This is a genomic window from Kaustia mangrovi (assembly GCF_015482775.1).
In the GTDB taxonomy this organism is placed as follows: Bacteria; Pseudomonadota; Alphaproteobacteria; order Rhizobiales; family Im1; genus Kaustia; species Kaustia mangrovi.
In genome coordinates this window covers 1,543,760-1,569,965 of sequence record NZ_CP058214.1, presented here as the reverse complement: position 1 = coordinate 1,569,965, position 26,206 = coordinate 1,543,760, and the positions used below count along the sequence as shown (strand labels likewise).

The 26,206-nt window shown below is 64.1% G+C and carries 23 protein-coding genes, 1 tRNA gene and 2 pseudogenes; 12 read left to right on the top strand and 14 right to left on the bottom strand.

The window, feature by feature from the left end; genetic code table 11:
- Position 1 precedes the first annotated feature (1 nt).
- From HW532_RS07380 to HW532_RS07355, 6 genes are all read left to right on the top strand, one after another.
- The gene (locus tag HW532_RS07380) at positions 2-487 is read left to right on the top strand and encodes a UPF0262 family protein (protein ID WP_213163773.1); all 486 of its coding nucleotides are present in this window, start codon (positions 2-4) and stop codon (positions 485-487) included.
- Positions 488-496: 9 nt separating this feature from the next.
- Positions 497-943 (top strand): arsenate-mycothiol transferase ArsC, encoded by a 447-nt coding sequence (locus HW532_RS07375; protein WP_213163772.1) that lies wholly within the window; start codon positions 497-499, stop codon positions 941-943.
- A gap of 325 nt (positions 944-1,268) precedes the next feature.
- Entirely contained in the window at positions 1,269-1,487 is a 219-nt protein-coding gene (gene infA / locus HW532_RS07370) for a translation initiation factor IF-1 (protein ID WP_213163771.1), read from the top strand.
- A gap of 40 nt (positions 1,488-1,527) precedes the next feature.
- Positions 1,528-2,157 (top strand): Maf family nucleotide pyrophosphatase, encoded by a 630-nt coding sequence (locus tag HW532_RS07365; protein ID WP_213163770.1) that lies wholly within the window; start codon positions 1,528-1,530, stop codon positions 2,155-2,157.
- Positions 2,158-2,206: 49 nt separating this feature from the next.
- Positions 2,207-2,431: a DNA gyrase inhibitor YacG gene (gene yacG / locus HW532_RS07360; RefSeq protein WP_213163769.1), complete on the top strand. Its 225-nt coding sequence runs from the start codon at positions 2,207-2,209 to the stop codon at positions 2,429-2,431.
- Positions 2,432-2,610: 179 nt separating this feature from the next.
- Positions 2,611-2,686, top strand: a tRNA-Phe gene (locus HW532_RS07355).
- 341 nt (positions 2,687-3,027) lie between these two features.
- On the opposite strand, the gene HW532_RS07350 is transcribed toward HW532_RS07355, so the two are convergent.
- The 7 genes from HW532_RS07350 to HW532_RS07320 all read right to left on the bottom strand — a co-directional run bounded on the left by HW532_RS07350 (position 3,028) and on the right by HW532_RS07320 (position 9,767).
- Positions 3,028-3,324 carry a hypothetical protein gene (locus HW532_RS07350; RefSeq protein ID WP_213163768.1) on the bottom strand — a complete coding sequence of 99 codons (297 nt, stop codon included), beginning with the start codon at positions 3,322-3,324 and terminating at the stop codon, positions 3,028-3,030.
- Positions 3,325-3,624: 300 nt separating this feature from the next.
- On the bottom strand, positions 3,625-4,491 hold the full coding sequence (locus HW532_RS07345; protein ID WP_246479655.1) for an amidohydrolase family protein: 867 nt from the start codon (positions 4,489-4,491) through the stop codon (positions 3,625-3,627).
- On the bottom strand, positions 4,488-5,816 hold the full coding sequence (locus tag HW532_RS07340) for an NAD(P)/FAD-dependent oxidoreductase (RefSeq protein WP_213163767.1): 1,329 nt from the start codon (positions 5,814-5,816) through the stop codon (positions 4,488-4,490). The genes HW532_RS07345 and HW532_RS07340 overlap by 4 nt, the downstream gene beginning before the upstream one ends.
- Positions 5,817-5,842: 26 nt before the next feature.
- Positions 5,843-6,649 (bottom strand): ABC transporter permease, encoded by an 807-nt coding sequence (locus tag HW532_RS07335; protein WP_213163766.1) that lies wholly within the window; start codon positions 6,647-6,649, stop codon positions 5,843-5,845.
- Complete coding sequence (locus HW532_RS07330) at positions 6,643-7,497, bottom strand: ABC transporter permease (RefSeq protein WP_213163765.1); 855 nt, start codon at positions 7,495-7,497, stop codon at positions 6,643-6,645. The genes HW532_RS07335 and HW532_RS07330 overlap by 7 nt, the downstream gene beginning before the upstream one ends.
- Positions 7,494-8,582, bottom strand: coding sequence for an ABC transporter ATP-binding protein (locus HW532_RS07325; protein ID WP_213163764.1), 1,089 nt, complete (start codon positions 8,580-8,582; stop codon positions 7,494-7,496). Before HW532_RS07325 ends, HW532_RS07330 begins: the two co-directional genes overlap by 4 nt.
- Positions 8,583-8,681: 99 nt before the next feature.
- The gene (locus HW532_RS07320) at positions 8,682-9,767 is read right to left on the bottom strand and encodes an ABC transporter substrate-binding protein (protein WP_213163763.1); all 1,086 of its coding nucleotides are present in this window, start codon (positions 9,765-9,767) and stop codon (positions 8,682-8,684) included.
- Positions 9,768-9,943: 176 nt separating this feature from the next.
- Here HW532_RS07320 and HW532_RS07315 point away from each other — a divergent pair, with 176 nt between their 5' ends.
- Entirely contained in the window at positions 9,944-10,864 is a 921-nt protein-coding gene (locus HW532_RS07315) for a LysR substrate-binding domain-containing protein (RefSeq protein ID WP_213163762.1), read from the top strand.
- Positions 10,865-10,950: 86 nt separating this feature from the next.
- Here the strand turns inward: HW532_RS07315 and HW532_RS07310 are convergent, their stop codons facing one another.
- Positions 10,951-12,705, bottom strand: coding sequence for a class I adenylate-forming enzyme family protein (locus tag HW532_RS07310; RefSeq protein WP_213163761.1), 1,755 nt, complete (start codon positions 12,703-12,705; stop codon positions 10,951-10,953).
- A 413-nt stretch (positions 12,706-13,118) separates the two neighbouring features.
- Between HW532_RS07310 and HW532_RS07305 the strand changes: the two genes are divergently transcribed.
- Positions 13,119-14,093 (top strand): helix-turn-helix domain-containing protein, encoded by a 975-nt coding sequence (locus HW532_RS07305; RefSeq protein WP_246479647.1) that lies wholly within the window; start codon positions 13,119-13,121, stop codon positions 14,091-14,093.
- 248 nt (positions 14,094-14,341) lie between these two features.
- Positions 14,342-15,795: pseudogene (locus HW532_RS07300) on the top strand (DUF1254 domain-containing protein).
- Positions 15,796-16,153: 358 nt separating this feature from the next.
- Here HW532_RS07300 and HW532_RS07295 read toward each other — a convergent pair.
- A complete protein-coding gene (locus tag HW532_RS07295; protein ID WP_213163760.1) occupies positions 16,154-17,065 on the bottom strand; it encodes a LysR family transcriptional regulator in 912 nt (303 codons plus the stop codon).
- A gap of 119 nt (positions 17,066-17,184) precedes the next feature.
- On the opposite strand from HW532_RS07295, the gene HW532_RS07290 reads away from it, so the two are divergent.
- A complete protein-coding gene (locus tag HW532_RS07290; protein ID WP_213163759.1) occupies positions 17,185-18,072 on the top strand; it encodes a DMT family transporter in 888 nt (295 codons plus the stop codon).
- 165 nt (positions 18,073-18,237) lie between these two features.
- Here the strand turns inward: HW532_RS07290 and HW532_RS07285 are convergent, their stop codons facing one another.
- Together HW532_RS07285 and HW532_RS07280 are read right to left on the bottom strand one after the other, a co-directional pair.
- On the bottom strand, positions 18,238-19,848 hold the full coding sequence (locus HW532_RS07285; protein WP_213163758.1) for a DUF1254 domain-containing protein: 1,611 nt from the start codon (positions 19,846-19,848) through the stop codon (positions 18,238-18,240).
- A gap of 92 nt (positions 19,849-19,940) precedes the next feature.
- Positions 19,941-20,933 (bottom strand): helix-turn-helix domain-containing protein, encoded by a 993-nt coding sequence (locus tag HW532_RS07280; protein ID WP_213163757.1) that lies wholly within the window; start codon positions 20,931-20,933, stop codon positions 19,941-19,943.
- Between the two features lie 644 nt (positions 20,934-21,577).
- On the opposite strand from HW532_RS07280, the pseudogene HW532_RS07275 reads away from it, so the two are divergent.
- A pseudogene (locus tag HW532_RS07275) lies at positions 21,578-22,193 on the top strand (zinc-binding dehydrogenase).
- A gap of 52 nt (positions 22,194-22,245) precedes the next feature.
- On the opposite strand, the gene HW532_RS07270 reads toward HW532_RS07275, so the two are convergent.
- Positions 22,246-22,821: a CGNR zinc finger domain-containing protein gene (locus HW532_RS07270; RefSeq protein ID WP_213163756.1), complete on the bottom strand. Its 576-nt coding sequence runs from the start codon at positions 22,819-22,821 to the stop codon at positions 22,246-22,248.
- A gap of 226 nt (positions 22,822-23,047) precedes the next feature.
- On the opposite strand from HW532_RS07270, the gene HW532_RS07265 reads away from it, so the two are divergent.
- On the top strand, positions 23,048-24,229 hold the full coding sequence (locus tag HW532_RS07265; RefSeq protein WP_213163755.1) for an epoxide hydrolase family protein: 1,182 nt from the start codon (positions 23,048-23,050) through the stop codon (positions 24,227-24,229).
- Positions 24,230-24,328: 99 nt separating this feature from the next.
- Here the strand turns inward: HW532_RS07265 and HW532_RS07260 are convergent, their stop codons facing one another.
- Together HW532_RS07260 and gcvA are read right to left on the bottom strand one after the other, a co-directional pair.
- The gene (locus tag HW532_RS07260) at positions 24,329-25,024 is read right to left on the bottom strand and encodes an FMN-dependent NADH-azoreductase (RefSeq protein WP_213163754.1); all 696 of its coding nucleotides are present in this window, start codon (positions 25,022-25,024) and stop codon (positions 24,329-24,331) included.
- Between the two features lie 97 nt (positions 25,025-25,121).
- Positions 25,122-26,090 carry a transcriptional regulator GcvA gene (gene gcvA, locus HW532_RS07255; RefSeq protein WP_213163753.1) on the bottom strand — a complete coding sequence of 323 codons (969 nt, stop codon included), beginning with the start codon at positions 26,088-26,090 and terminating at the stop codon, positions 25,122-25,124.
- Positions 26,091-26,206: the final 116 nt, after the last annotated feature.

The window sequence follows — 26,206 nt, the reverse complement described above, 5'->3', positions numbered from 1 at the left end:
CATGACCGGACAAGACGCCACCACGGACCGTCTGGCCGACGTCACCCTCGACGAGGCGAGCCTGTCTGCGGCCTCCGCCGATGTGGAGCACGAGCGCCGGGTCGCGATCTACGACCTTCTGGAACAGAACCATTTCCGGGTCGACGGCTGCGACAACGGCCCCTACCGGCTACATCTGGCGATCATGGAGAAGCGGCTGGTCTTCGACATCGCCGACCGCGAGGAGAACCGCTGTGCGGTCATCGGCCTGTCGCTGTCGCCCTTCCGGCGGATCGTGAAGGACTATTTCCTGATCTGCGAGAGCTACTACCAGGCGATCCGCACCGCCACGCCGAGCCAGATCGAGGCCATCGACATGGGCCGGCGCGGGCTGCACAACGAGGGCAGCGAGCTGCTGAAGGAGCGGCTCAGAGGCAAGATCGAGGTCGATTTCGACACCGCGCGAAGACTGTTCACGCTCGTCTGCGTCCTGCACTGGCGAGGCTGAGCCCCGGACATGGCAAGTGACCTTCCAGCGGCGGTCCTGTTTGCCTGCGGCCACAATGCGGTGCGTTCGCCCATGGCCGGGGGCCTCATGCGCCATTTCTTCGGGCACAAGGTGTTCGTGGCCTCCTGCGGCGTCCACACCGGCGAGCTCGACCCCTTCGCGGTCGCGGTGATGGACGAGCTCGGCATCGACATCTCCGGCCACAGCCCGACGAGCTTCGAGGATCTGGAGGACACGCTGTTCGACCTCATCGTCTCGCTGACGCCGGAGGCCCATCACGCGGCGCTCGAGCTCACGAGGACGCAAGCCGTGGCGGTGGAGTACTGGCCCACGCTCGACCCCACGCTGATCGCCGGCAACCGCGAGCAGAGGCTGCAGGCCTATCGCGAGGTGCGCGACGGGCTGATGCGGCATATCCAGGACCGCTTCGGCATGCCGGCGGCACCGGTGGTGTAGGGGCTCGCTCTTACGGCAGACTGCACCGGCCCGCTCCCCCACCCGGCCACCCATGAGATCATACTTCCGTGGGTGGCCGGGTGGGGAAGTGGGCCGGTGCCGTTTCAAACGCAAAGACCCATGGGAGCTCAGCCGGCGCAGCTCCTAACGCGGAGACTCATGGCAGCAGGCCGGCGCCGTTCCGGACCCGGAGACCTGTGGGGAAACCGGCCAGCGCCGGCGCGAAGGCGAAAAGCTGCACCTTATTGTGTCCCGGTGCTTGATTTTACGGCGGAACAGGCACATCTTCTCGCCTTGCCGCTCAAGACATGCAAGGTAGGAGGGTATGGCGAAAGAGGAACTTCTTGAATTCGAGGGAACCGTGACGGAGCTGTTGCCCAATGCCATGTTCCGGGTGACGCTCGATAACGACCATGTGGTGATCGCCCATACGGCGGGCAAGATGCGGAAGAACAGGATCCGCGTGCTTGCGGGCGATCGTGTGCTTGTGGAGATGACCCCCTACGATCTCACCAAGGGGCGCATCACCTACCGGTTCAAATAGCCGTCTTCGAAGACCATCGGATCATCGCCCCGGGCCGCTCATGACGGACGATCAGGTCAAGCTCGTACTGGCGAGCGCATCGCCGCGCCGTCTGGCTCTGCTCGAGCAGGCCGACATCACGCCGGATCTGCTCTACCCCGTCGATATCGACGAGGCGCCGCGTCGGCGCGAGGCGCCGCGCACCCTGGCCTCGCGGCTTGCGGTGGAGAAGGCGGAGACCGCGTCGAAGGCGACCGCCGTGCGCCATCTGGGCGACCGCGTCTTCGTCGTGGCCGCGGACACGGTGGTGGCCATCGGGCGGCGAATCATGCCGAAGCCGGAGGACGAGACGGTCGCGCGCGAGACCCTGAAGGCGCTGTCGGGCCGGGCTCACCGCGTCTATACGGGCGTGTGCGTGATCACGCCGCGCGGGGCTCGCCGGCGGCGGGTCGTGGAGACCAAGGTGCGCATGAAGCGCCTGTCGCGCGACGATATCGACAGCTATATCGCGTCCGGCGAATGGCGCGACAAGGCTGGCGGATACGCCATCCAGGGGCGCGGCGAGGTGTTTGTGCGCGCCGTCAACGGCTCCTATTCGAACGTTGTCGGCCTGCCGCTCTACGAGACCGTCTCGCTGCTCCAGGGCACGGGCTTTCCCGTCTACATGAAGTGGGTGAGCCCAAGCGAGTAGGCGGGGCGCGCGCGGCGCGCTCCTGCCGGCTGCAAGGGATCTGTTCGATATGGCCGGACATCGCAAGAAACCGGAGACGCCGGAGGCCGGCGGCGCCAAGCCCGTCAGGCTGCGCCCGCGCCGGCCCTGTCCGATCTGCGGCCAGCCCTCCGCGCAAGGCTATCATCCGTTCTGCTCGGCGCGCTGTGCCGATATCGACCTGCATCGCTGGCTCGGCGGGCGCTACCGGATCGAGACCGACGAGCCGGCGGGGCCGGAAGAGGACGAGCGGTGAGGGCGGTTGCGGGCGGCCGGCCCGACCTGCCGGACGGGAATGGCAATAACCTTGCGCAACTGTCTGGACAGGGTCGGGCTGATCTCCTATAACCCCGTCCGGTCCTGTCGGTCCGACTCGCCCCTCGGGGCCGGTGTCGGGACGAGAACACAAGCGGACCTTTCCGGACAACGCGCCGGGCCCAGGTAGCTCAGTTGGTAGAGCACGTGACTGAAAATCACGGTGTCGGTGGTTCGATTCCGCCCCTGGGCACCACCTCCCCTTTTTCCCATTGATATCATTGGCTTTTTCGGGCCGATTTTCTCACCCGGGTGTCACTGCCGGAAAAAGTGGGAAAGTCTGTGCCGGATTTGTTCGATGGCACCAGCTTGTGCATCCCTGCGCATCCGGAGATCTGCTGCTGGAGCGGATGCCAGGGAGCCCGATGCCGCTCAGCGACAAGGGCTATTACACCGGCGCGATCCGCCGCAAGGTCGAGGACAAGGGGGCAAAGGGGGCAACGCCCAACATCCCGCTGAAGGCCAGCCGGCGCTGGAAAAGCGGCTTCTCTCCCTTCCTCTGCCGCGACCATCGGCTACTGGTCCTGGGGCCAGCCCCTACGGTTCGAGGCCACATTTATGTTCTTGCCCAGGCGGAACCTGAGACCCAAAGCGTGCGCAAACGTCCGCGCGTAGCCACTTATAGCGATAGCCGCTGTATCCGATGTAACAGCATACGATGGGGTTCGACCCTTCTTTGTCAGAAAGATCGCCTTGAAGGACAGCCAGGATATCGTCGTCTCCGGTCTTCAAGAATTCCCGGATCTTCAGGTCGATGCTATTGTCCAATTCGCCACTTTCGCGAAACTGCGCCAGTGCCGCCGAAATCTCGGCAATATCGTCCTTCGATGCCATGCCCCGCCCCCTTCAGAGTACCGTACGGCCGGTATCCTGGACGCTCGCAATCCGTTTGGCAATTTTATAGGTTCAGGTGTCAATCGGGCATTGCCCCAATTTCACCGCACCGCCTCCGCCTCGGCTTCCCTTAGAGTCCGGCCCCATAAAACTTTGTCCGTTGACGGCGGGTTGGGCTGATCGACAACCGGCATCCAGTCAACCGCTGAGTCGACTGGTATGGCGAACGGGCTCAGCGCAGAAGGGCTGCCAGAACGGAGCGTCGATTGGTGAAATGCAGGTCCGGAGCCATGTACGGTACTACAACCGCAGGACCGACTTGGCATTGTCATGGAGCCATTTTCGCTTCACTGCATCCTTGAGCGGCAGGGCCTCGATCTCCTCAACCGCGCGGGAGACAGGCTGCATGGGCCAGGCGGAGCCGAAGATGATCCGGTCCTGAAGCACAGTATTGCCGTACTGCATAAGAGGCTCGTAGCCCGAATGGGCCACGTTCAGATATTTCGGTCGGACTGCCACAAGCCCGATATGGACGTTGGGATGGCGCCAGGCGACGCCGACGAGCTCCTGGACCCAGGGCCATCCCGGCGGTGAGGCGATGACCCGGAGCTCCGGAAAATGAACCATCACCTCGTCGAGCTGAAGAGGGTGGCCGTAGCGCATCAGCGACTGGGTGGAGAAGTTGATGGAGCAGTGCAGATTGACCGGGATGTCGAGTTCGATGCACTTGGCATAGAGCGGATAGAGCCGCGGATCGTTGATGGCGATCCGGTTCTCGAAACACTGGATATTGAGGCCCTTGAGCTTCAATTCGCGCACTGCGTATTCGAGCTCGCGCAGCGCCTCCATGCCCTTCAGTGGGTCGACGCCGGCGAAGCCGATGAAACGGTCGCCATGCCTCTTGCAGAACGCTGCTACGTCCTCGTTGCGAATCTTGAGGTCGAAGCTGGTCTCCACGTCGCGCGCCTTGACGACCACGTGGGCAGTGTCGAGCGCGTCATAGGCCTGGAGGTATTGCCGGAGCGCGTCCGCCTCGTCCATGTCCTGGACGGCAGCGGTCTCGCTCGACCTGTAGACACGGCGATAATTGGCGAGATGGGCCTTGCGCTCGCTCGACGGGTTGAGCGCGGCGACTGGCGGCGTGCTGCCATAGTCGATGATGGTCACGTCGGATCTCCGGTTGCGGCGCGCCGCCGGTCCCGGGCATCGCGGAACTGGTAGTAACGCCCCACGAGCGGCATGAACCACGGCGTCTCGCGATAGAACCAGCGGGCAGGGTGGGCGAGGCGCTCGAAGGCGCTCGTCTCGTTGCCGCCCGCCATGGTGAGCGCGGCGCGGTAGCCGAGATAGCTCATCATGGCGACGCCGCTGCCGTTGCAGCCGGCGGCGTAATGCACGCCGTCAACCGCTCCCAGATGCGGCAGGAAGTCGAAGGTGAAGGCGACGTTGCCGGTCCAGGAATGGGTGATGCGCACGCCCTGAAGCTGCGGAAAGACACGCAGCATCGTGCGATAAAGGAGGCGCGCGGAGCCGCGTTCGTCGATCGGCCGGAAGCTCTCTCGCCCGCCGAAGAGAAGTCGGGTGCCGTCGGGCGACAGGCGGAAATAGCTCAGGACGCGCTTGGTGTCGTTGATGGTGCGCCCGGTGGGGATCAAGGCATTGGCGCGTTCGGCGCCCAGCGGTTCGGTAGCGATGATATAGCTGCCGAGCGGGATGATGCGGCGCCGCAACCAGGGGACGAGCCTGCCAGTATAGCCGTTGGTCGCGACGAATACGCCGTCGGTCCGGATCTCGCCCCGCGGGGTGTCGACCCGGAAGCCGCCATCCGAGCGGTGTACTGCCGTCGCCGGGCATTCCGCCACCAGCGTCACACCCTGGCGCCGGCAGGCCTCCATCAGACCGCGGTGATAGAGTGCCGGATTGAGCTGCCCGGAGCGTTCGATGGCGATGCCGCCATGATAGAAGTCGCTTGCGATCTCGCTGTACTGGTCGGCGCGCTCGACGATATTGACGCCTGGCGCGTCCGCGCTCTTTCGAGCCAGGGCACGGAAGTGCCGGGGCGTGAGCGCGCCGACGAAGCGGCCACGGATCCGCCAGTCGCAGGAGATTGCCTCGCGCGCGATCAATGTCTCCAGATGATCGAAGGAGGATGCGGCCTCGTCGAGCAGAGCACCGTACCCGGCCTCGCCCAGATGCCGCAGCGCCGGAGAGCGCTCGGAGGAGGACGGCGCCTTGCCGAGATTGAAGCCGCTCGAGACATGGCCGGCATTGCGCGTGCTCGCCCCCTGGCCGAAGGGCCCCATCTCCAGAACGGTGACGGCGGTGCCGCGCCGTGCCAGCTCGAGCGCGGCATTGAGGCCAGCAAAGCCGCCGCCCACTATCACCGCATCGCAGCGTGCGGGCGGTCCCTCCGTATTGCGGGGGTCGGGAGCGGCGAACTCCCACCAATAGGGCTCTGCCTTGAAATCGGGGTGAAAGATGTCGTCTGCCATTTCAGAGTTCTTGCCGTCTTGTGCCTTCAGCGGATTGGATTCACGCCGACGCCGAAGCGCGTGGCCAGCATGATGACGACGCCGACGAGCAGGATCTGAAGGACCGAGACGGCGGCGATGGTGGGATCGATCTCGAAGATGATGTTGTCGAACATCTTCTTGGGCAGCGTGGCGTTGGTTCCGCTCGTGAACAACGCGATGATGAGCTCGTCGAAGGAGGTGATGAAGGCAAGAAACGCCGCGGAGACGATGGACGGACGGATCTGCGGCAGGGTCACCCGCCGCACCGCGGTGAACCGGCTTGCGCCGAGGTTCATCGCGGCCTGCTCCTGATTGGTGTCGAAGGTGCGCAATGCCGCGCCCACCACGAGGACAACGAAGGGGATGGCATAGATCGTGTGGCCGACCATCACGCCGTACCACTCCCCGACGAGCTGGAATCGGGCAAAGACGCCGTAGAGGGCGACTGCGATGATGATGTTGGGGACGATGATCGGGGCCGCCACCAGCCGGTCGATCCAGGCCCGTCCGGGATAGCGGCCGCGCACCAGGCTGAAGGCGACCGCGGTTCCCAGAAGCGTTGCCAGCGCGGTTGTGCCGAGCGCCACCTTGATGCTGGTCACCGTGGCCTGGATCCAGGCGGGGTCGTTGAGATAGCTCTCATACCATTGCAGCGAGAAGCCTGGCGGGGGGAAGGTCAGATATTTCGCGGCGCTGAACGAGATCGGGAAGACGACGAACAGCGGCGCCACCAGGAAGAAGAAGACGGCACTGCAATAGATGGCCAGCGCGATGCGGAAGCCGCTGCGCCGGCCTCGGCGAGGGGTCACCATGTCTTGTCTCCCCTGAGGAACCGCTTCATCAGCCCGTAGACGACGAGCGTCGCCGCCAGCAGGACGGCGGACAACGCGCCCGCGAACTCCCAGTCGAGCAGGGCGTTGACGTGCTGTTCGATCAACACGGCGATCATGGTCACGCGGCCTCCACCCAAGAGAGCCGGGGTGATGAAGAAGCCCATGGACAGGATGAAGACCAGCGTGGCTCCGGACAGGACGCCCGGCAGGGTGAGCGGCAGATAGACCCTGGTGAAGACCCGCCAGTCCGGCGCGCCGAGCCCCCGGGCCGCAGCGATCAGGTTCATGTCGATACGCTGCATGATCGCGTAGACCGGGAAGATGAAGAACGGCATCAGCACATGCACCATGCCGAGCAACACGGTCGGCATGCTGTGGAGGAGAACTATCGGCTTGTCGATGATGCCTGCGGCCAGCAGCGCCTCGTTGACGATGCCCTGCCGCCCCAGAATGACGAGCCAGGCATAGGTTCTGACCAATATGCTGGTCCAGAAGGGCATCAGCACGCAGAAGAAACCGACGAGGCGCCAGAAGGGCGGGGCAATGGTCAGAAAATAGGCAACGGGATATCCAAGCAGGAACGCAAGGACGGTGACATAGGCGGATATCTTGAACGTGTTCCAGATGACCTGACGATAGACATCGCCGGTCATCGCCTCGACATAGGGCTCGACCATACCCGCGGCGAGCGGCGCCAGCATGAACCGCGCGACGGGGATCGCGAACAGCACGAGAAGAAACACGACGGTCGGCAGGCCCAGAAGCACCGCGCCGGCACGGCCCGGGTGGCGCAGCGAAGCGCGGAAGCCGGCGGGCGCGACGCTCATTGCCGGGCCTCGCCGTCGGGAATGATATGGAGATCTTCCGGATCGACGGTGAAGGAGAGCTCGGCGCCTTCGGTGCGGGCCGTCCCCGTGGTCCGGCCTGGCCAGCGGATCAGGAACTCGACGCCGCTGGCCAGCGAGACACGGTATTTCTCCGATTCTCCGAGATAGACGACCTCGGTAATCTCGCCACGGAAGGTATTGGGGCCGTTGCCGGTGCCGGTCGCCGGTTGCGGCCGTTCGGGCCGGATCAGGGCGCTCACTTCGTCGCCGGCCGCCATGCCCTCATGCGCCTTTGCGTGCAATGTCTCGCCGCCGTCGATCTCGATGGCGAGCAGGTCGTTGCGGACCGAGCTGACGCGGCCGCGAAAGAGGTTGGACTCCCCGATGAAGTCGGCGACGAAACGGTTGCCGGGCTGGGCGTAGATCTCGCGTGGCGTGCCGAGTTGCTCGATGCGTCCCGCATTCATGATCGCGATGGAATCGGACAGGATCAGGGCCTCTTCCTGATCGTGGGTCACGAAGACGGTGGTCAGGTTGAGGCGGCGCTGCAGGCGCTTGACCTCCATCTGCATCTGCTCGCGCAGCTTGCGGTCGAGTGCACCGAAGGGTTCGTCGAGGAGCAGGAGCTCCGGGTCGAAGACGATGGCGCGCGCCAGCGCCACACGCTGTTGCTGGCCGCCGGAAAGCTGAGCGGGATAGCGCGCGCCCAAAGTGCCGAGCGCAACGGTGTCAAGCGCCCAGCCGACGCGCTCGGCGATCTCGCTGCGGCTTGCATGCCGCATCTGGAGCGGAAAGGCGACATTCTCCGCGACGGTCATGTGCGGGAACAGGGCGTAGTTCTGAAACACCATTCCCATATTGCGCTTTGCCGGGGCCAGCGCCGTCACGTCATTGCCGCGGACCAGCACGCTGCCTTCGTCCGGTTGCTCGAAACCGGCGATAATACGCAACAGGGTGGTCTTGCCCGAACCGCTCGGGCCCAGAATGGTCATGAGCTCGCCGCGCGCGAGGTCGAGATCGGCGCGATCGAGGGCGACGACGTCACCGAAACGCTTCGCGATGCCCTTGATGCTGAGATCGCTCATGGCTGGCTGTCCCCCTGGATAGACGACATCGAAGCGAGGGTCCGGGTGGCGCACCTCGCGGCCGGCACGGGCCGCGAGGTGCGCAAAGGTGCCTCGCGTCTATTGATGCGACAGCTTCCAGAGGGTCCAGCGCTTCTTGACCTCCGCGCCGTGCTCCGTCCACCATTCGAGGTCGCTCCAGATCAGCTTGTCGATGTTGTCGGGCGCCGTCGGCAGGTAGGGCGCCAGCTTTTTATCCACATATTGAGGCGAATCGAGGTGCAGGCCGGGATAGCCGATCTCCTCGGCATAGACCGCCTGACGCTTCGGGTCGGTCATGACCTGGAGATAATGCTGCCCCCAGCAGGCGTCCGGCGCGCCCTTGGGGATGCCATAGGCGGATAGTTTCATCATGCCCTCGCTCCACTCGATATCGAGTGGGGCACCGTCCTGGATCAGGTTGTAGAAGCGACCGTTCCAGCCGGAAGCCAGGACGACCTCGCCGTCGAGCAGGAGCTGTGCCGGCTGCTGGCCGGATGTCCACCAGACAGTGATGTGCGGAGCGATCTCGTCCAGCTTCCTGAAGGCGCGGTCGACATCGAGCGGATAGAGGTCCTCCGGCGCAACGCCGTCGGCCAGAAGCGCGTATTCGAGATTGTCTGCCGGATCGTCGCGCAGCGAGCGGGGCCCGGGATATTTCTCCACGTCCCAGAAATCGGCCCAGCTTTGCGGGTGGTCGTCGGGAAAAGCCTCGGTGGAATAGCCCAGAACCGTCGCATAGGCGCTCTTGGCGAACCATTTCTTGTTTTTCTTCACGGTTTCCGGAAAGCCCGAGATGTCGACGATGTCGTAGTCGATCGGCTCGAGCAATCCTTCCTGGACAGCCCGGAGAATGTTCTGGCCGCCGATCTCCGTGACGGCCCACTCCACGTTGCCCGAGGTGACCATCGCCTTAAGCTTGGCGATGTCGGCCGGGCTCGTGTCGATGACCTCGATGCCGTGGATCGTCTCGAAGTCGTCGGTGAAGGCCTTGCGCATCGCATTGGCCATGGCGCCGCCGGAGGCGTTCACGACGATTGAGGCGGGCTTGTCGCCGGGACAGGAGACCTCCGCATCGGCTTGGCTGTACGGCCAGGCCAATGTCAGCGCCAGTGCCAGAGCCGAGACGACGGGGCCGCGAGCCCTCTTTCCGCGTGCGTAGAGCATAATCCTCCTCCCTCGTTTGCTTTTCTTGGTGCCTTCGGGCGGTGATCCCGGTCGCCCGAAGGCACCCAAAGCCCCTTGTTGCAGTGATCTGGCCACACCAAAAGGGTGGACGCAAATGCCAAATTCAATGAATATCATTCCTGAAAGTTATATTTATTCCTCAAGGAGGCAGGGCCATGATCACGACCCGCCAGCTCGATGCCTTTCGTGCCGTGATGAGGCATGGCACCGTCACTGAGGCCGCTGAGCTGCTCAATCTCACGCAGCCCGCCGTCTCCAAGCTGATCGCCGGCCTGGAGCGGGAGACGCAGCTCACACTGTTTCAGCGGGTGCGCAAGCGCCTGGTGCCTACCGCGGAAGGAGAGCAGTTCTTTCTGGAGGCGGAGCGGATGGTGCTGGGCCTCGAGGCGTTGCAGCGTGTTGCCGAGGAACTGCGCACGATGAGGTCCGGCCGATTGAGCCTCGTGGCGATGCCGGCCCTCGGGCAGCGATACCTGCCTCGCCTTGTCGCCCGTTTTCTCAAGGCGCATCCGGATGCGGAGGTGAGCCTGCATGTCCATGGCTCGCAAATCGTCAATCAGTGGGTGGCGGGCCAGCAGGTGGACCTCGGTCTGTCTCTGCTCAATATCGAGCATCCGTCGGTCCTCAAGCGCACGCTTTGTCGTGTGGAGGCCGTCGCCGCACTGCCGCCGGGACATCCCCTGGCTGAGCGCGAACACCTCACGCCGGCCGACTTCGCTGGCGAGCCGTTCATTGCCTTCACGCGCGACACGCGCATACGCCATGCCATAGATCAGGTTTTCGAAGCGGCCGATGTCGATCGTGTGCAGCGCGTGGAGACCTATATCTCCGAAGCGGCGTGCAGCTTTGTCGCGGAGGGGATGGGGGTGTCGCTGGTCGACCCGTTAACGGCGGCCGCCTTTGTCGCCGAGGGCAGCATTGTCTCGCGGCCATTCTCCCCGGCCATGCCGTACCAGATACGCCTTCTCCGCCCGCGCCACCATGCGCCGTCGAAATTGGGCGCGGCTTTCGAGGCCTTCCTGGACGATGCGGTTCCCGAGTTCCTCAAGAAGGCCGGAATCCGGTTGTTCTCATAGGAGATCTTCCCAACAGGCTGCACGGCCCCTGATCCCGCGGATGGCAGGGTCGGGGCCGTGCAGCCTGGATCAGGCGGGAGAGCACGTTAGCGCCAGACGTTGTCGACGGCGTCATAAGCGCCCTGGCGCAGATCGGCTGTCTCGGATCGCAGCTCTCCCTTGCGGATCTTCATGGAAGGGGTGCGAGGGAAGCTGTCGCGGTAGGCGACGTAGCGCGGCACCTTGAAGCGCGCGAGGCGGGAGCGGGCGTGATCCAACAGGCGTGCGGGCGGCACGGTCTGCGGGCTATGTCCTGGCGCAAGAACCACCAGGGCCTTGACCTCCTCGCCGCGGTCGGGGTCCTTGACGCCGATCACCGCAACGTCCCGGACTTCGGGCATCTCGAGGAGGACGCTCTCGACCTCGCGTGCGGCAATGTTCTCGCCGCTGCGGCGGATCATGTCCTTCTTGCGCCCGACAATGTAGTGGTACCCTCGCGCGTCGCGGCGGAACAGGTCGCCGGTCCGGAACCATTCGCCAAAGAATGCCTGGGCGGTTGCCTCGGGTTTCTTGTAGTAGCCGCGAATAATGTTGAATCCCGCGACGATGAGTTCGCCGACCTCGCCGACGGGCACATCGCGTCCCTCGTCATCGACGATGCGGCAGCGGCGGAAGGCGACGGGCCGGCCGCACGAGCCCTGACCGACCATCGCCCGGTCCTCGATGGGCACGAACAGGGTCGAGCCCACCTCTGTCATTCCGAAGGCCTCTCGTGCGGCGAAGTTGAAGCGTTCCTCGATGGAGGCGTGAATGGAAGGGCGAATGCCGTAGATATTGGCGCGCCTGATGGCGTTGTCGGCATCCCTTGCGTGTGCGGGCTGCTTGTAGACGACTTCCGGAAAGATGCAGAAGTGGATCGAGAAGCGTCTCGCGCGCTCCATGAACCGGCTGCCGCTGGGTTTCAGGACGGCATGGAGCGTGCCGCGCTGGAATGCCGCCATGAGCGTCATCCATTGCGGGTCCATGTAATAGAATGGCTGATTGGCGAAGATGTTCTTGAGAACGATACCGTCGCGTCGTGCCGCGACCTTGCCGGTGCCGACCCAGTAGCTGTGGGTGAGCATGCATCCCTTGGGAAAACCGGTCGTGCCCGAGGTGTATTGGATGTTCATGAGGTCATCGGGACCCGCTGTCTCGAAAGGGACGAAATCGGGGTCGCCGAACCCGATCAGGGCATCGAAGCCATGGCGGCCGGGCGCTATCGGGCCGCCGTGAACGACGATGCGTTCCTCGGCAAGCCTTGCCGGCCTCTCCGCCATCGCGTCGAGGGTTGGAAGACACGCGGCGTCGATGACGAGGTAGTCGACGTCCCCGTCATTCACGACATAGTCCAGCTCGCGGCCGGTATATCCGATATTGATGGGGATCATCACGGCGCCGAGGCGACCCAGTGCGAGCCATGTGAGCGGAAAGGCGGGCCGGTTCGGCAGCATGACGCCCACATGCGTGCCCTTGGCAACGCCGAGCCGCGAAAGGGCGCTGGCGAGGCAATTGACCGTATCGACGATCTGGCGATAGGTCCACGCCTCCTCCGTCTCGAAGAAGTTCCACGCGAGCTGATCGGGCACCTCTGCGGCAGCCTCCGCGACGACATCGTAGATTGTCGCAGGCAAGGGTTCCGACTCGATCTGGCGCTGGCGCTGATCGGCGTCGCGCCGATGCGCGTCGATCAGATCCTCGGCCGTCAGTCCCTTGCCGATGATTTCGAGGACGCCCGGGGTCCCTGGCGGCTTGCTGATAGGCTCGACCTCTCCTTCACGGTCCGCGTCGGCCACGATTTCCTCCCATGTTGAAAAGTTCATTCCTTTTCATCATGAGTCCGTGAATGGCGTCAAGACAGTCGTTTGCTTCTGCTTGACCGGAGCGCCTTATGGGGGGAGAGCGATCGGCATCGCGACAGCACAGGTGCCGAAGGCAGTCGACACGCGCGCGCATATCGACTTGTCCCCAGCAGCTCTGCTCGGTGAGCTTCACGGTCCAAGCCCCATCCCGGGGGCTCCGATCGGCCGGCTATCGGGACCGAGTGCCGATCTGGCGGCGGAATCGACGTGACGTCGCGTTGACTGTGCTCGGTAGAGCGTTCGACCCGCGCCGGGTTGAGTGTCGACAAGACTCTCTATTGTCTCCATTGGGCGGCCGAAAAGCTTCTTATTATCTTTTCACCTTGCTATAGTGCGTAAGTGGTGCCTCGCTATGTTGTGCTGGGTCTTTTCGGATGTTGACTCCTGCACCGACCATCAGGATCAGAAGTTTCCTGCAGATCGCGCCTTACCTGGCCAAGCGAGGCGTGTCTTCCATCGATTTTTTTCAACGCCTCGGCATTTCCCCGAACATCTTCCAGAATCCCGATATTTGGTTGCCGCGCGCTCAGTGCTTTCATGTCGCCAACGAGATGGTTTCGGCGACGCAGGACCCGTTTGGCGGGGTCTATGTCGGCCAAATGACCGAGCTCGGGTCGCTCGGTGCCTGGGGGGACTTGATCCTGGGGGCGTCAAATGTCGCTCAGGCATGCGCCCATGCGGCAACCAATGCCTCCATGCTTCATCAGGGATCGGATGTGCGCTTTGTGATCGAAGGCCGGACAGCGCGAATCCTCTACCGCTTCACGGGCCGGCAGGACGTGGATCCCCGACAGTTCATATTCGGAAGCCTTGCGGTGCTGCGCAAAGTGCCACTGATGGCAGGCGAGCCGTCTGCGATACGCGTGTCTCTCAGTGCCGCGAGGGGACGAGGCGACGATGCGCTTGAAGAATGTCTCGGACCGAATATCGAGATGGGAACCGGGCACGACATGATCGAATTCGATCGCGGCTTGCTCGAAATGCCTCTCCGCGGAAGAGATGTGGGCGAGGCGTCGAAAGCGACCGATGCGCTCAGGACGACCGTCGAGACCGCAGGCCTGCTGATCGATCAGATATCGGACCATCGCCAGCTCGGATTGGAGGCTGCTGCGAAGACACTCGGGATGTCAGTCCGCACCCTTCAGCGGCGACTCAAGTTTTGTGGCGTTGATTTCGAGGATTTGCTCGATCAGACGCGTCGCGATGAGGCACTTCGGTTGCTCGCCGAGCGCGGCCACACAATGACCGAGATCGCCTATAGCGTCGGTTACAGCGACTCAGCACATTTTACGCGCGCCTTTAAGCGCTGGACCGGAACGGCCCCGTCGTATTTTCGGGCCGATTCGTAGCGTAATTCCGCTTGTGCCGGCGACATCTGTCTGTGAGTGCGCTGTCGCAAGCGAACATGGCATGAAATGGCAAGACCAACAGGTCAAAGCCAAGTAGTATCTTCGTGAACATTTCATGGGTGGCAATACAGCTCAAGCGGGTATTCGCCAATCCACCCATTGTGTTTGGAGGAAGCCAGGCTTTCGACTGTTGTATCGCGGTTCGCGACGGGCCGTGTGTCGAAGCCACTCAGGAAGGAGTTCCGGCAATGTCCCTCTCACGGCGTTCATTCACCGCAACTGCCGCGAGCGTTCTCGCCGCAATGTCCGTTCCGTCCGGGGTTAACGCGCAGGCGCAGACGCAGGACGGCCTCCTTCATGATGTCTTCAAGGGCGGGGAAGATTTCTGGCTGGCACTCGAAGCCTATGCCTATGCATATCCGCTGGTCACGATGGAGATGACCCGGCGCGTCATGACGAACGTGTCCAAGGTGGAGGGAACCCGCGGTCCCATGGGCCAGCTCATCAAGCTGCGGGAATATCCGAATGCCTCATTTCGCGACGTGACCGCACCGAATGCGGACACGCTCTACACCACGAGCTTCGTCGATGTGGGCGACGAGCCTTGGGTTGTCAGCATCCCCGACCTCGACGGCCGCTACGCCCTCTTCCCGATGCTGGATGGCTGGACAACCGTGTTCGCTGTTCCTGGCAAGCGTACCACAGGCACAGGGGCGCAGACATGGGCCATCACCGGCCCCGGCTGGCAGGGGACACTCCCGGAAGGCATGGTGGAATACAAGTCGCCGACCAGCATCGTCTGGCTGCTCGGACGGATCTACTGCACGGGCACGCCCGAGGACTACGCGGCAGTCCACAAGATCCAGGACGAGGTCAAGCTGATGCCGCTCAGCAAGTGGGGGACCGATTGGACGCCGCCGCCGGGCAAGGTCGATCCGGCAATCGACATGAAGACACCGGTGCGCGATCAGGTGAACGCGCTCGATACGAACGCCTTCTTTTCCCTGTTCTGCGAGCTGATGAAACGCAATCCGCCGGTTGCCGCGGACGCGCCATTCCTGGAGAAGGTCGCGCAGATCGGCATAGTGCCGGGCCATGACTTCGATGCGTCCAAGCTCGACATTGCTCTCGCCAAGCGCATCCCGCGGTTGGGCTTCGCCCGCATCATGCTGCACTTCAAGGACAGCGGCGGTGACGTCAAGGACATCAACGGCTGGGGCTTTACGCTGAAGACCGGGCTCTATGGAACCGACTATCTGCAGCGCGCCCTGATCACGGCGATCGGCCTCGGCGCCAACCGGCCCCAGGATGCGGTCTATCCTACATCGACCGGCCCGGGGGTGTCATCCTGAACCGCACCTATCAGGGCTCGGAGACATACACACTGACGTTCAAGCCGAAGCAGCTTCCCCCGGTGCAGGGGTTCTGGTCGCTGACCATGTACGACAAGGACTACTTCTTCGTCGAGAACCCGCTCAATCGCTATTCGATCAGCCCGCGGCAGAAGCTGAAGCACAATCCCGACGGTTCAGTCACGCTGTACCTGCAGCACAAGTCGCCGGGCGCCGACAAGGAATCGAACTGGCTTCCGGCACCGGCTGACAAGTTCATACTGATGCTGCGGCTCTACTGGCCGGACGAGAACAATCCCTCGATCCTCGACGGCTCGTGGGTTATTCCGCAGGTGGTGAAGACGAGCTGAAACGAAGCCGATTGTGGCGGCAGCAGCGCTATCGGTGCGGGGTCGGTCATCTGCCAGATCTTGTAATGGAATGTGGTAAAGCTGACCCCTCCCAGTCGATCCTCTCGAGGTCGAGCAGGTTCCGGAGGAATACCGGCTTGTCCTGAAGCAGGGAGAGGCCGTAGCCGGCTAAGCGCCCGCATGGTGTCCGCGACGCGCTCCACCCGGCCGCTTCTACGCGGGATTTCGGGAAGCCTGCAACGCGGGTTCTCCAGTCAGAGCCATATGACCCGGGTCATGAAACGGTGCGGCTTCGTGACGTCCGGGCGGGTGAGGCAGAATAGATAATCTGTCGTTTGCAGATAAATTTACATAAATTCTATCGACCGGGCCGCGGACTCGCAATATCCGCTGCAACCAGTGCGACGAAAGCCCTCGCCAGGTCGCTGCCATCGTCGGCGAGGCGGATATGGGTGAGGGGCAGTTGCGGGAGATCGCAGTGCGACGGTGCCTCGACCAGATCGCGATCCGCGAGCGACAGCGGCAGTGCCGCGACGGCAAGATCGGCCCGCAGGGCCGCAACCTGTCCCATCGAGGTGTCGCTCGAATAGGCGACCCGGTAGGCCCGGCCGGTCGCCTGTAGCGCATTCAGGGCCGCTTCGCGCCAGGCGCATCCGACCTCCGCCACGGCGAGGGGGAGCGGGTCCTGCCGAACGGCGCGCCCGCCATCCAGAACGAGCCATTTCAACGGCTCGGAGAAAAGGTCGGTGGCCCGGATGGCGGATGCCCCCACATCGTTGAACAGGGCCAGATTGACGGAGCCGTCCGCGATACCCTTCTGCACGGCCTCGCTTGTCCCGAGCCGGACATCGACGTGAACGCCTGGATGAACCTCGGCCAGGCGCCGCAACAGGCCCGGCACGAGAGATACCCCAAGATCGTGCGGCGCGGACAGACACAGACGGCCCGCGAGCGGAGAGCCCTGAAAGTAAGCAAGGGTTTCGTCATTCAGTCCCAGAAGGCGGCGGGCTTGTCCAAGCAGGGTTCCGCCATGATCCGTCAGCGTGACGTGGCGTGCATCCCGGTCCAGCAGACGAGCGCCCAGCAGATCCTCGAGCTTGCCGATCTGTAGGCTGACGGCGGAGGGCGATTTGCGCACCCGCAGTGCCGCGCGCCGGAACGAGCCGGTTTCGCAGATCGCGACGAAGCTGCGCAACGCATCCAGATTGAGGGTCCGGTTCGCCGGATCGCGCCCCTCCACGATGTTTGTCGTTTCGTTTTCCTGCACCATAGCATTAATTCATATCGTTTTTCTCAACAAGTCTCAAAGCCTATTCTCCGGCCGGCAAGCAGGGAGATGGCATGTCGACGATGTCTCGGAATACGCCGTCGGGCCTTGGATGGGCCATCGTGGCGATCACGGTCTGGTCGGGGTCTCTGGTGATGCTGCGGCTTGGGGTGACGACAAGCCTGAACGCCTACGACCTGACCGCGTTGCGGTTCGGCGTGGCCGCTCTGATCCTGGCCCCCGTGGCGATGCGGCGCGGCACCGGGACCGACCGGCTGGGGCCTATGGGCCTGATTGCGATGGTGGTCGCGTTCGGGGCGCCCTATGTGCTGCTGATGGCCCTTGCCATGAGAACGTCGCCCGCTGCGGCGGCGGGAGCGCTCAATCCGGGGGTGATGGCCATCGTCTCCGTAATCCTGGGCCGGATGGTCCTTGGCGACAGGATCGGGGGCGTGCGTTTTGCCGGGCTGGCCGTGACGGCAACGGGGATTGCCCTGTTCACCCGGGCTGGCGGCGCCGTCACGGCCGGTCATCTGATCCTGGTCGGGACGGGACTCATGTGGGCGGGCTATGCCCTGATCGTCCGTCGCGCCGCTGTGCCGGCGCTGAATGCGGCGGCAATCGTTGCGGTCGGATCGGCGGTTTTCTACCTGCCCGTCTATTTCGTGGCCCTGCCTAAGCAGCTTCTCGCAGCCCCGCTGGCGGACATAGTGGTGCAGGCCGGATTTCAGGGCGTTCTTGTCAGTGTCGTCGCCATCTATGCATTCAACCGTTCCGCCGAACTCTTGGGGCCCGTGGCCGGCGCGACCCTGCCCGCTCTCATACCCGTGGTAACGCTTAGCCTCGGCATGGCTGTTCTCGGCGAAACCGCCGGAGCGGGCGAGGTCGTGGCGGCGCTGCTGGTCACCATGGGTCTGGTCCTGATTCTTGCCGGGAAGCCTGCACTGCGCGCGATCTCGACCCATGTCTTGCGAGGATTGGGCAGAGCGGGGCAGTGCCCGGGGAGGTAAAGCAGGCATTCTGACCCCTGACCCGGCCCCCGATCCCCGCCGAGAGGACCGGTCTGGAGGCCGGAGAGCAGGATCGGCTGGCAGTTCCGCTAGCGGTCGGGCGACAGCACAATGCGGGGTATCGGAGGTGCGCACGAAGGCGGCTGTCGCCCGTTGTGTTTAGTTTCAGTTGTTCACCACTTCGATCTCGCCGGCACGCCAGCTCTTGTCGAAGAACGACGGAAGCGGGCTGTAGAGGCGCAGGATGATGAACCAGCCCTTCTCAGGATCGGTCTGGACCCAGTTGCCGCGGTCGACGCCATCCGGCTGCTCCGGCGACATCCAGACCGTGGTGGTGCCATCGTCAGCCGCAATGGCGGCCGGAGAGGGATAGCTCTGGCTGCCGGCGCGAGGATATTTCTGCGGTGTCACCAGCATCGAACGGGTCTGGTTGTCATAGAGGGTGAACGACCAAAATGCCTCTGCCGGGATGTCCTTGGGCAACGTCACCTTGTAGGTTCTCGCGCCGTCGAAATAGTTCCCGTCAGAATCCTTGGACGCGAGCAGATATTGCGAGCCGACACCGGTCAGCCGCATCGCCATCGCCGGCGTGATTCCGGTCGCAAGGTAAAAGAACGACGTCCGCCCGCTGTTCTGGCGGTAGCCGGTGGGCGGGTAGGGCTTGGCGCCATCTGCCGTAATTTCGGGTATCGGTGTCTCGAACTTGTACCCGCCGGCGAAAAGCGGATTGAACCACTGCGAGTTCTCGTAATAGTGCCAGCTCGGATCGCGGGGGTCGAAACCGAGAGTCCGGCCGGATGCATTGGCGAGCGCAACCGCTTCGGTCAGAATGTTCTTCATCCGCTCATCGGGGGCGAAATCCTGTCCCTTCCTGATGCCGATGGCGGCGATCGGGCCCATAAGCTCGGGGTCGAGCGTTGTCGCGGGTTCGGCCTGGACCAGATCGTTCAGCATCTCGTAATAGCTGTAGTCGTTCGGCGGAACCGTGTTGAATGCCAGGCCGGTGCCTTCGTGGAAAACAGGCGTCTTCGGTTCGGCATTCCTGCCCAGCTTGGTGCCGCCCTCGAGGAAGCGGGCGATCGGCATGCCGACGCCACCCGGCGCATAGGGGTACACCTTGGTGGTTTCCTTGATTTGCTTGACGACGGGCGCTGGATCGTTGTCTTGCAGGAAGGAACGACCGAGGACCACGACACGGTTGGTCCTGGAATGGGCGACATTGAACTCACCCTCTGGCAGGAAGCCGTCATAGCCGGGTCCCACCAGCAGATACTTGCCGCCCTCCCCACGGTCGGGTCCCGGCCGGCCGAAATCGATGACCCAGCGGAACCACATATCGTCGATGGTGCCGAGCGCGCCCGGCGGCGACTCGAACACCATGGGGCCGTCCGAAAGATCGAGGAAGCTGAGATAGTAGACGGTATCGGCATTGGCCGTCAGAAAGATCGACGCCGAATCCATCAACTCCGAAAAGATCACGAACTCATTGTCCTTGATGCCGGCGCTTTCGAAGCCCTGACGGATGGCCTCGATGCTTACACCCCGGAACGTGTCGGTGAAGGCACGGAACGCGTAAGTGAAATCCAGATTGTCGTAGATTGCAGTAGAGGTTTCAGCACTTGGCGTGCCGTTGTCGAACGACAATGTGCCGATCCGGGTTTTCACGCTTTCCGGCGTAGTGATCGATACCGATGTTTGAGCATGGGCAGAGGTAATGGAAAAACTAGCGATCAGCAGCGCGAGTCCAGCGCTGAAAGGTGCAGTTTTGTAAAGCATTGAAGCCTCCTGGTCACCTGGGTGCCAGGTAGAAGTATAGATCAGGCGGTGGTAGATAACTCGTCATTTTGCGACACGTTTGAGTAATTTGTTTAATTGGACCTGCGAAATGCCGTGGGCCGGGTGCCGGTCCACTTCCGAAATGACCGCGAGAAATTGGAGGCATCCTGAAATCCAAGCTCGAGCGCGATATCGCAGATACGAAGCGTGGGATCGGCCATCAGGCGCAGAGCCTTCTCGAAGCGCACCTGCGACAGGATCGCGGAATAATCCTGACCGACTTTGGAGAGACGCCGCTGTAAGGTCCGCGGATGCATGCCAAGCGTCGGCGCCGCCTGGTCGAGGCTGCATTTTCCCTCCGGCATGAGCGTCGCGATCACCTGACAAAGCGATCCGACAAAGTCGTCGCTCGGGATTGTGCCATCGAACGCGTCCGGATCGATCCTTTCAAGGCGCTTGCGGCGATCCTGGTCCAGAGGAATGCTCAACAGCGATGCGGGAAAGGCAATACCACTGACTTTCGAGCGGCGAATGACCGGGTCTCCGAATGCGTCTCGCAGCAAGGATGTATCCCCGGGTTCCGTAGTCAGCAACAGTTCGGGTTGCCAGAGGGGGCCGGCCGATAGTCGGATCAAGTCGCGCATCAGCAACAGCGCGCAATGGCGGGCGTAGCAGCTGCCGTGCCCCGTTTCGAATGTGTAGGAATGGAGGAAATAGGCGACGTCATTTTCGCGTACCCACCAAATCCGTTCGGCGGAGCTGTAAAGGGAATACTGGGAAGGAAACTTGTTCAGCGCATCATGCAGGGTCAGTGACCGGCACAGGTTTCGACCGAAGGCGCCGAGTTCTTCAATCCTCATCCCGGTGCCGACCAGGACCCCGAAATCTTCGTGGCCCAACAGGCGCGCGCCGCGTTCCAGGAAGGCATGCGCGAGATGGACAGGCACCAGGGCCTCTTTGTCCCTGTGCGCGACCGCCGAAATCAGCGCCCCCTCAGGATCCCGCTCAACCGGCACACCGGCGGATTCGAGAAACGCGACGAATGGAAGATAAGCGCTGCTTCGAACCTGTGGAACTGCTTTCACATGAGGCGTCCAATCCGTATTTCCATGACGGAAACTTAAGGCACAATCTTCACAACCACAAAACAATTCGCCTTGCTCTGGCGTGCTCGGGACTGTCCGGCTCTGGGACAAAGTGACAATGCAATTGACTTGCTCCTCTGAAACGCCCTCGGTTTGAGGTTGGCCCGTTCTCCACTTGAGGAGACAGGACGATGAAGAAAAGCCGTTCCAGCCAGGCGCAGATCGTAGGCATCCCGTAGGAGCACCGGGCGAGCGTGCCGGCGCAGGATCTGTGCCGCAAGCGCGGGATCGGCGATGCGGGTTCTACAAACTGGCGAGCGAGGTCCGGCGGCATGGCGGTCGCCGATCCCAGGCCGCTGAAGGCGTCCGGGGCCGGGAGCGCGAAACCGAAGAAGATGCCGGCGATCTGCTGCAGGCCCACACCCGGCCCGTCAACTCCTGACGCACAAGCAATGCGCCTTGGCTGAGCGCCGACAGTTTTCCGAAGGCGGCATCCCGCTCCAGATATTTCATCCCGCAATCGGGCGCGGGCATGATCCGCTCGGGAGGGAGGTATTCCAGAGCCTGTCGAATTCTGTCGTGCCGAGATCGAGCACGCCCAGGATCACGACCTTGTCGTCCGATATGTCCTTGAGAATCCCCAGATCGAGCTTCGGCTGCGCCGATTCGATGGAGATGAAGTCCGCGCTGGTGTCATTGATCTGGGGCTGAACCGGGCCGAGGTCCTGCTGCGCAGAGGCACCTATATCGAGACGCCGACATTCCCGTCCGGCCTGGGTCTCGAGGCCGCCGGCGTCGTGGAAACGGTGGGCGAGGGCGTGGACGGTCTCGCGCCGGGCGACGCGGTCAGCGTGGTGCCGCCGATATCGATGGTCCGCTGGCCGGCCTATGGCGAGCTCGCCACCTTTCCCGCCGAGCTGGTCGTCAGGCACCCGCCGTCCCTCGGCTGGGAAGCCGCGGCGGCCGTCTGGATGCCCTATCTTACCGCCTATGACGCCCTGATCGATATCGCCAGGCTCAACCGCGAGGATGCCGTTGTCATCACCGCGGTTGAGCCTGACGCTGCGCGGCTACCTCGTCCATGAGATCGTCGGCGACCGGGCGCGGCTGGCGGCTGCCAAGGCCTTCATCCTCGAGGGCCTGGAGTCGGGCGCTCTCAGGCCCGTCATCGCCCGGACCTTTGCCTTCGACCGGATCGTCGAGGCGCATCGCTTCCTGGAGTCGAACGCGCAGCTCGGCAAGGTGGTCGTGACCGTTTGAGCGATATCGGCCTTGTGTCCGGGGAGCGATCCGGAGGCGCCGGGAACAACGGTCACGCCGCAGGGCCGGGTTGCCTGCGTTTGTTGGCCATGAAGCGTGCTTTCTTTTGACGGTTCCCGCATGTGTTCATGTCGCACCATTTGCGGGTGCGGCTCTGGCTGGTGTCGAAGAAGGCGGCCCGGCAGGTTGGCGACGCGCACAGGGCCAGCCTTCCGTCGCGTTCGCCCGAGACGATGTCGATGGCGTCGGCGGCGATCACGCCGAGCGCATCTTCCACGCGGGATGCGGAACCGAGCCGCCATTGCCGCTTGCCCTCGGGCGTCAGGATGGCCGCCGCCCGGCCCTGAATGCTGCAGTCATTGATGATCCGGATGGCAGATGCCGGGAGAGCCTCGCGCATCGCGGCTGCTGTCGCGGCGGCGTGAATCGCTTCCCTCAGCTCCCGGGCGCGTTCGAGCTGGGCGGCGGTGCAGGACTCCACGGCCAAGCCGTTCACCGCCAGCCAGTCGATGAGCCGGTCCGGCGTGGGAATGCGTTCCACAGCGTTGCCGCGGCGCTCCGTCAGGGTCGCCGTGAAGCTGGTCGCCAGCACGCTGCCGAGACGGAAGTCGGGGAACCGGTCTTTCATGGAACCACCTTAGCAGGTTGCCCGTCGGCATCAAGATATGTTAGAACCATCTTAGACGGTTCACAAAGGATCCGGGCCGAAACCACGACGATCAGGAACCCACGACGATCAGGAACCCACGACGATCAGGAGGTCCCATGCCCACACACCGGTTCGTCACCGACGCAGCGACCGCCGCCGATTGTGGCGTTGTCATTGCGACAGCCCACTCGGGCGGAGGCATTTCATGACCCATCCGACCAGCGAGGTTCAGGCCTTCGAAGCCCACGCATCCGACGCCGATCTCGACGATCTTCGCGCGCGGCTGGCCATGGCGCGGCTGCCGGAGGCCGAGACGGTCCGGCGCGCCGCGCCCGACCCGCACCGATGGGACCAGGGCGTTCCCCTTGCCGACCTCGTCGATGTCGTGGACTACTGGCGCACCGGGTACGACTGGCGTTCGTTCGAGGCGCGCCTGAACCGGATCGGCCAGTTCCGCACGACCATCGACGGTCTGGGGATCCACTTCCTGCACCGGCGATCCGCCCGCGCGGACGCCACGCCCCTGATCCTGACGCATGGCTGGCCGGGCAGCATCGCCGAGTTCGCCCATGTCGTCGACGAGCTGGCGGATCCGCAGGATCCGGATGCGCCGGCCTTCCACGTCGTGGCCCCGTCTCTGCCGGGCTTCGGCTACAGCGACAGGCCGGCGACCACCGGATGGGGAATCGGACGGATCGCGGCCGCATGGGTGGAGCTGATGGGACGGCTCGGCTACCGCAAATTCGCAGCCCATGGCGGCGACTGGGGCGGCGTGATCACCACGGTGCTTGCCGGCCGGTATCCGGATCGCGTTCTCGGCATCCACACCGTGCTCGCGCAGGCGCCGCCGGACATGACAATGGACGGGCTGACGGCGGACGAGCGCCAATGGGCCGACGACACCCGCGACTTCTGGAGCCGCCGCGCAACCTATGCGAAGCAGCAGGCGACCCGCCCGCAGACCATCGGCTACGCCCTCGTCGACTCGCCCGTCGGGCTGCTTGCCTGGATCCTCGACAAGTTCGCCGAGTGGACGGATACCGAGGACAGCCCGTTCGAGACGGTCTCCAGGGATCGCCTTCTCGACGACGTCACGCTCTACTGGCTGACGCGGACCGGCGCGTCGGCGGCCCGCATCTACTACGAGAGCCACGGCGGCGTGAACGCGCTCGACCCCGACCTTCGGGTCGATGTCCCGTCGGCAATCAGCATCTATCCCCGCGACATCGAGAAGTGTCCGCGCCCCTGGGCACAGGAGCGGTACCGGCGGATCGTGCGATGGACGACGCCCGAAGCCGGCGGGCATTTCCCCTCGCTGGAGGTTCCGGAGTATTTCGTCAAGGATCTGCGGGAGGGCCTCGCGGCCGTGCTGGCCGCCAGGCGGTGACCGCGGCCGGACAGGGCGCGGCGAGGATGGCGCGGAGCCTGCCGGGGTCTCTCGAATGGCAGGCCCCGACGCCTGTCCGTCAACGCCCCTGACGGCACCTCAACCGCGAAGAGATGCTTTGGACGGGCTCATCCCGGCCTGGGCCGTGGCGGTCCCGCCCTGGAGGGTGCGGACGAGCTCCGGGACCGCGGCGTGGGCCCGCTCCACGGACTGCTCGTGGCGCGCATCGGCGAATTCCTGGTACTCCATGGCGATGTGATGGTCCGCCGCGACGCCCAGATAGTGGCGTATCGCCCGGATATGCGTGTCGAGATGGTTCATCTCCTCGCGGATGCCGCCTTCGGCGAAACCGAACTCGCCGGCGGAGGTCAGCAGGACCAGCGTCTTGCCGGACAGGATCGGGCGGAGCGGGAAGTCGCCGCGCGCCAGGTCGAAGGAGAAGGTCCGGTTGACCCGGATCACCTGGTCGACCCATCCCTTGAGGGCCGTCGGCATGCCGTAATTGTACATGGGCGTGGCGAGGATGAGGATATCCGCCCGCTCCAGCTCGTCGATCAGTTCGTCCGACAGCGCCAGCGCGTCGCGTTGCGCGTCGTCGCGCTCCGCCGGATCCGTGAAGGCGGCCGCGATCCAGTCCTGCGTCGTCGCGGGCGGCGGATTGGCGCCGACATCGCGCCGGATGACCGTGTCCGACGGGCGATGGCGCCGCCATTCCGCGACGAAGGCGGCGCTCAGCCGGCGGGTGAGGGAGCGCTCCGTGCGGGCGCTGGCGTCGATATGCAGCAGGGTCGTCATGTGCTTGCCTTTCCTCCGAGACAGTCGTGGGCGGACTATCCCGGAAGAGGGCAGGGCGCGACAAACGAGGTTTCCTCGGGCGATAGATGATCTGGTTTCAGCCGTCGTCCGGACCTTGCCGATGCTCGAGGAGGCGGCCGACCGCCGTCTCGCGGAACCGGTCGGCCTCCTCCAGCAGCCATTCGCGAAACGCCGCATGTCTGGGGAGCTCGGCGCGGTGCGCCGGACAGACCAGGACGTAGCTCTTGCTCTTCAGCGAGATGTCGCCGAGCGGGACCAGCCGCCCGGCCTCGATATCGCCGGCGGCGGCGATCAGCCCGGCAAGCGCTATTCCGTGGCCGTCGATGGCCGCCTGAACGCACATATGCTCGTCGCTGTAGACGGCGCTTGCGGGAATGTCCCCGTCGGGTGCGATGCCGGCGGCCTCGAACCATGCCCGCCAGCCGGGGTCGCGCCCGGACCGGCCGTCCCATTCGTAATGGATGAGCGGGCTTGCGGCGATCTCCGCCGGCGTCGGCTCTCCGTCGCGCGTGACGGGGAAGGCGGGCGCGCAGACCGGGACGGCGCGGTCGGTCAGCACCCAGGCGACGAAGAGGTCGCCCTTTTCGCCCAGCAGGTCGTCATGGCCGTACCGGATCGCGAGGTCGACATTGTGCCGGCCGAAGTCGAGGGGCTGGTCGGTCGCCAGCACGCGCACCGTGATGTCGGGGTGGCGTTCGGCGAAGCGGTGAAGACGCGGCGTCAGCCATTTGGTGGCGAACGACATCGTCGTGGTGACGACGAGCTCGCCCGCCTCCGCCGTCTGGCCGAGGGCGTCGGAGGCGGCCTCCAGCCGGGCGAACCCCTCGCGGACAGACGGCGCATAGGCCTCGCCCGCCGCCGTCAGCCGTATCGCCCGCGTCAGGCGGTGGAACAGCCTGTGGCCCAGATGCTCCTCCAGCGTGCGGATGCGGTGGCTGATCGCCGTCGGGGTGACGTTCAGCTCCTCCGCCGCGCGCTTGAAGCTCAGATGGCGCGCGGCCGCGTCGAATGCCTGAAGGCTCTTGAGAGGGGGAAGTCGGGTCATCGTGCGCCCAGTCTAGGGCGAGAGCCGGATGGCTTCCATATCGGCTTTTGCGTTGCGGGGTACACATGGCAATGAGCACGCACGGGACCCGGCCGCACGGGCCGCTTGGGCTGCAG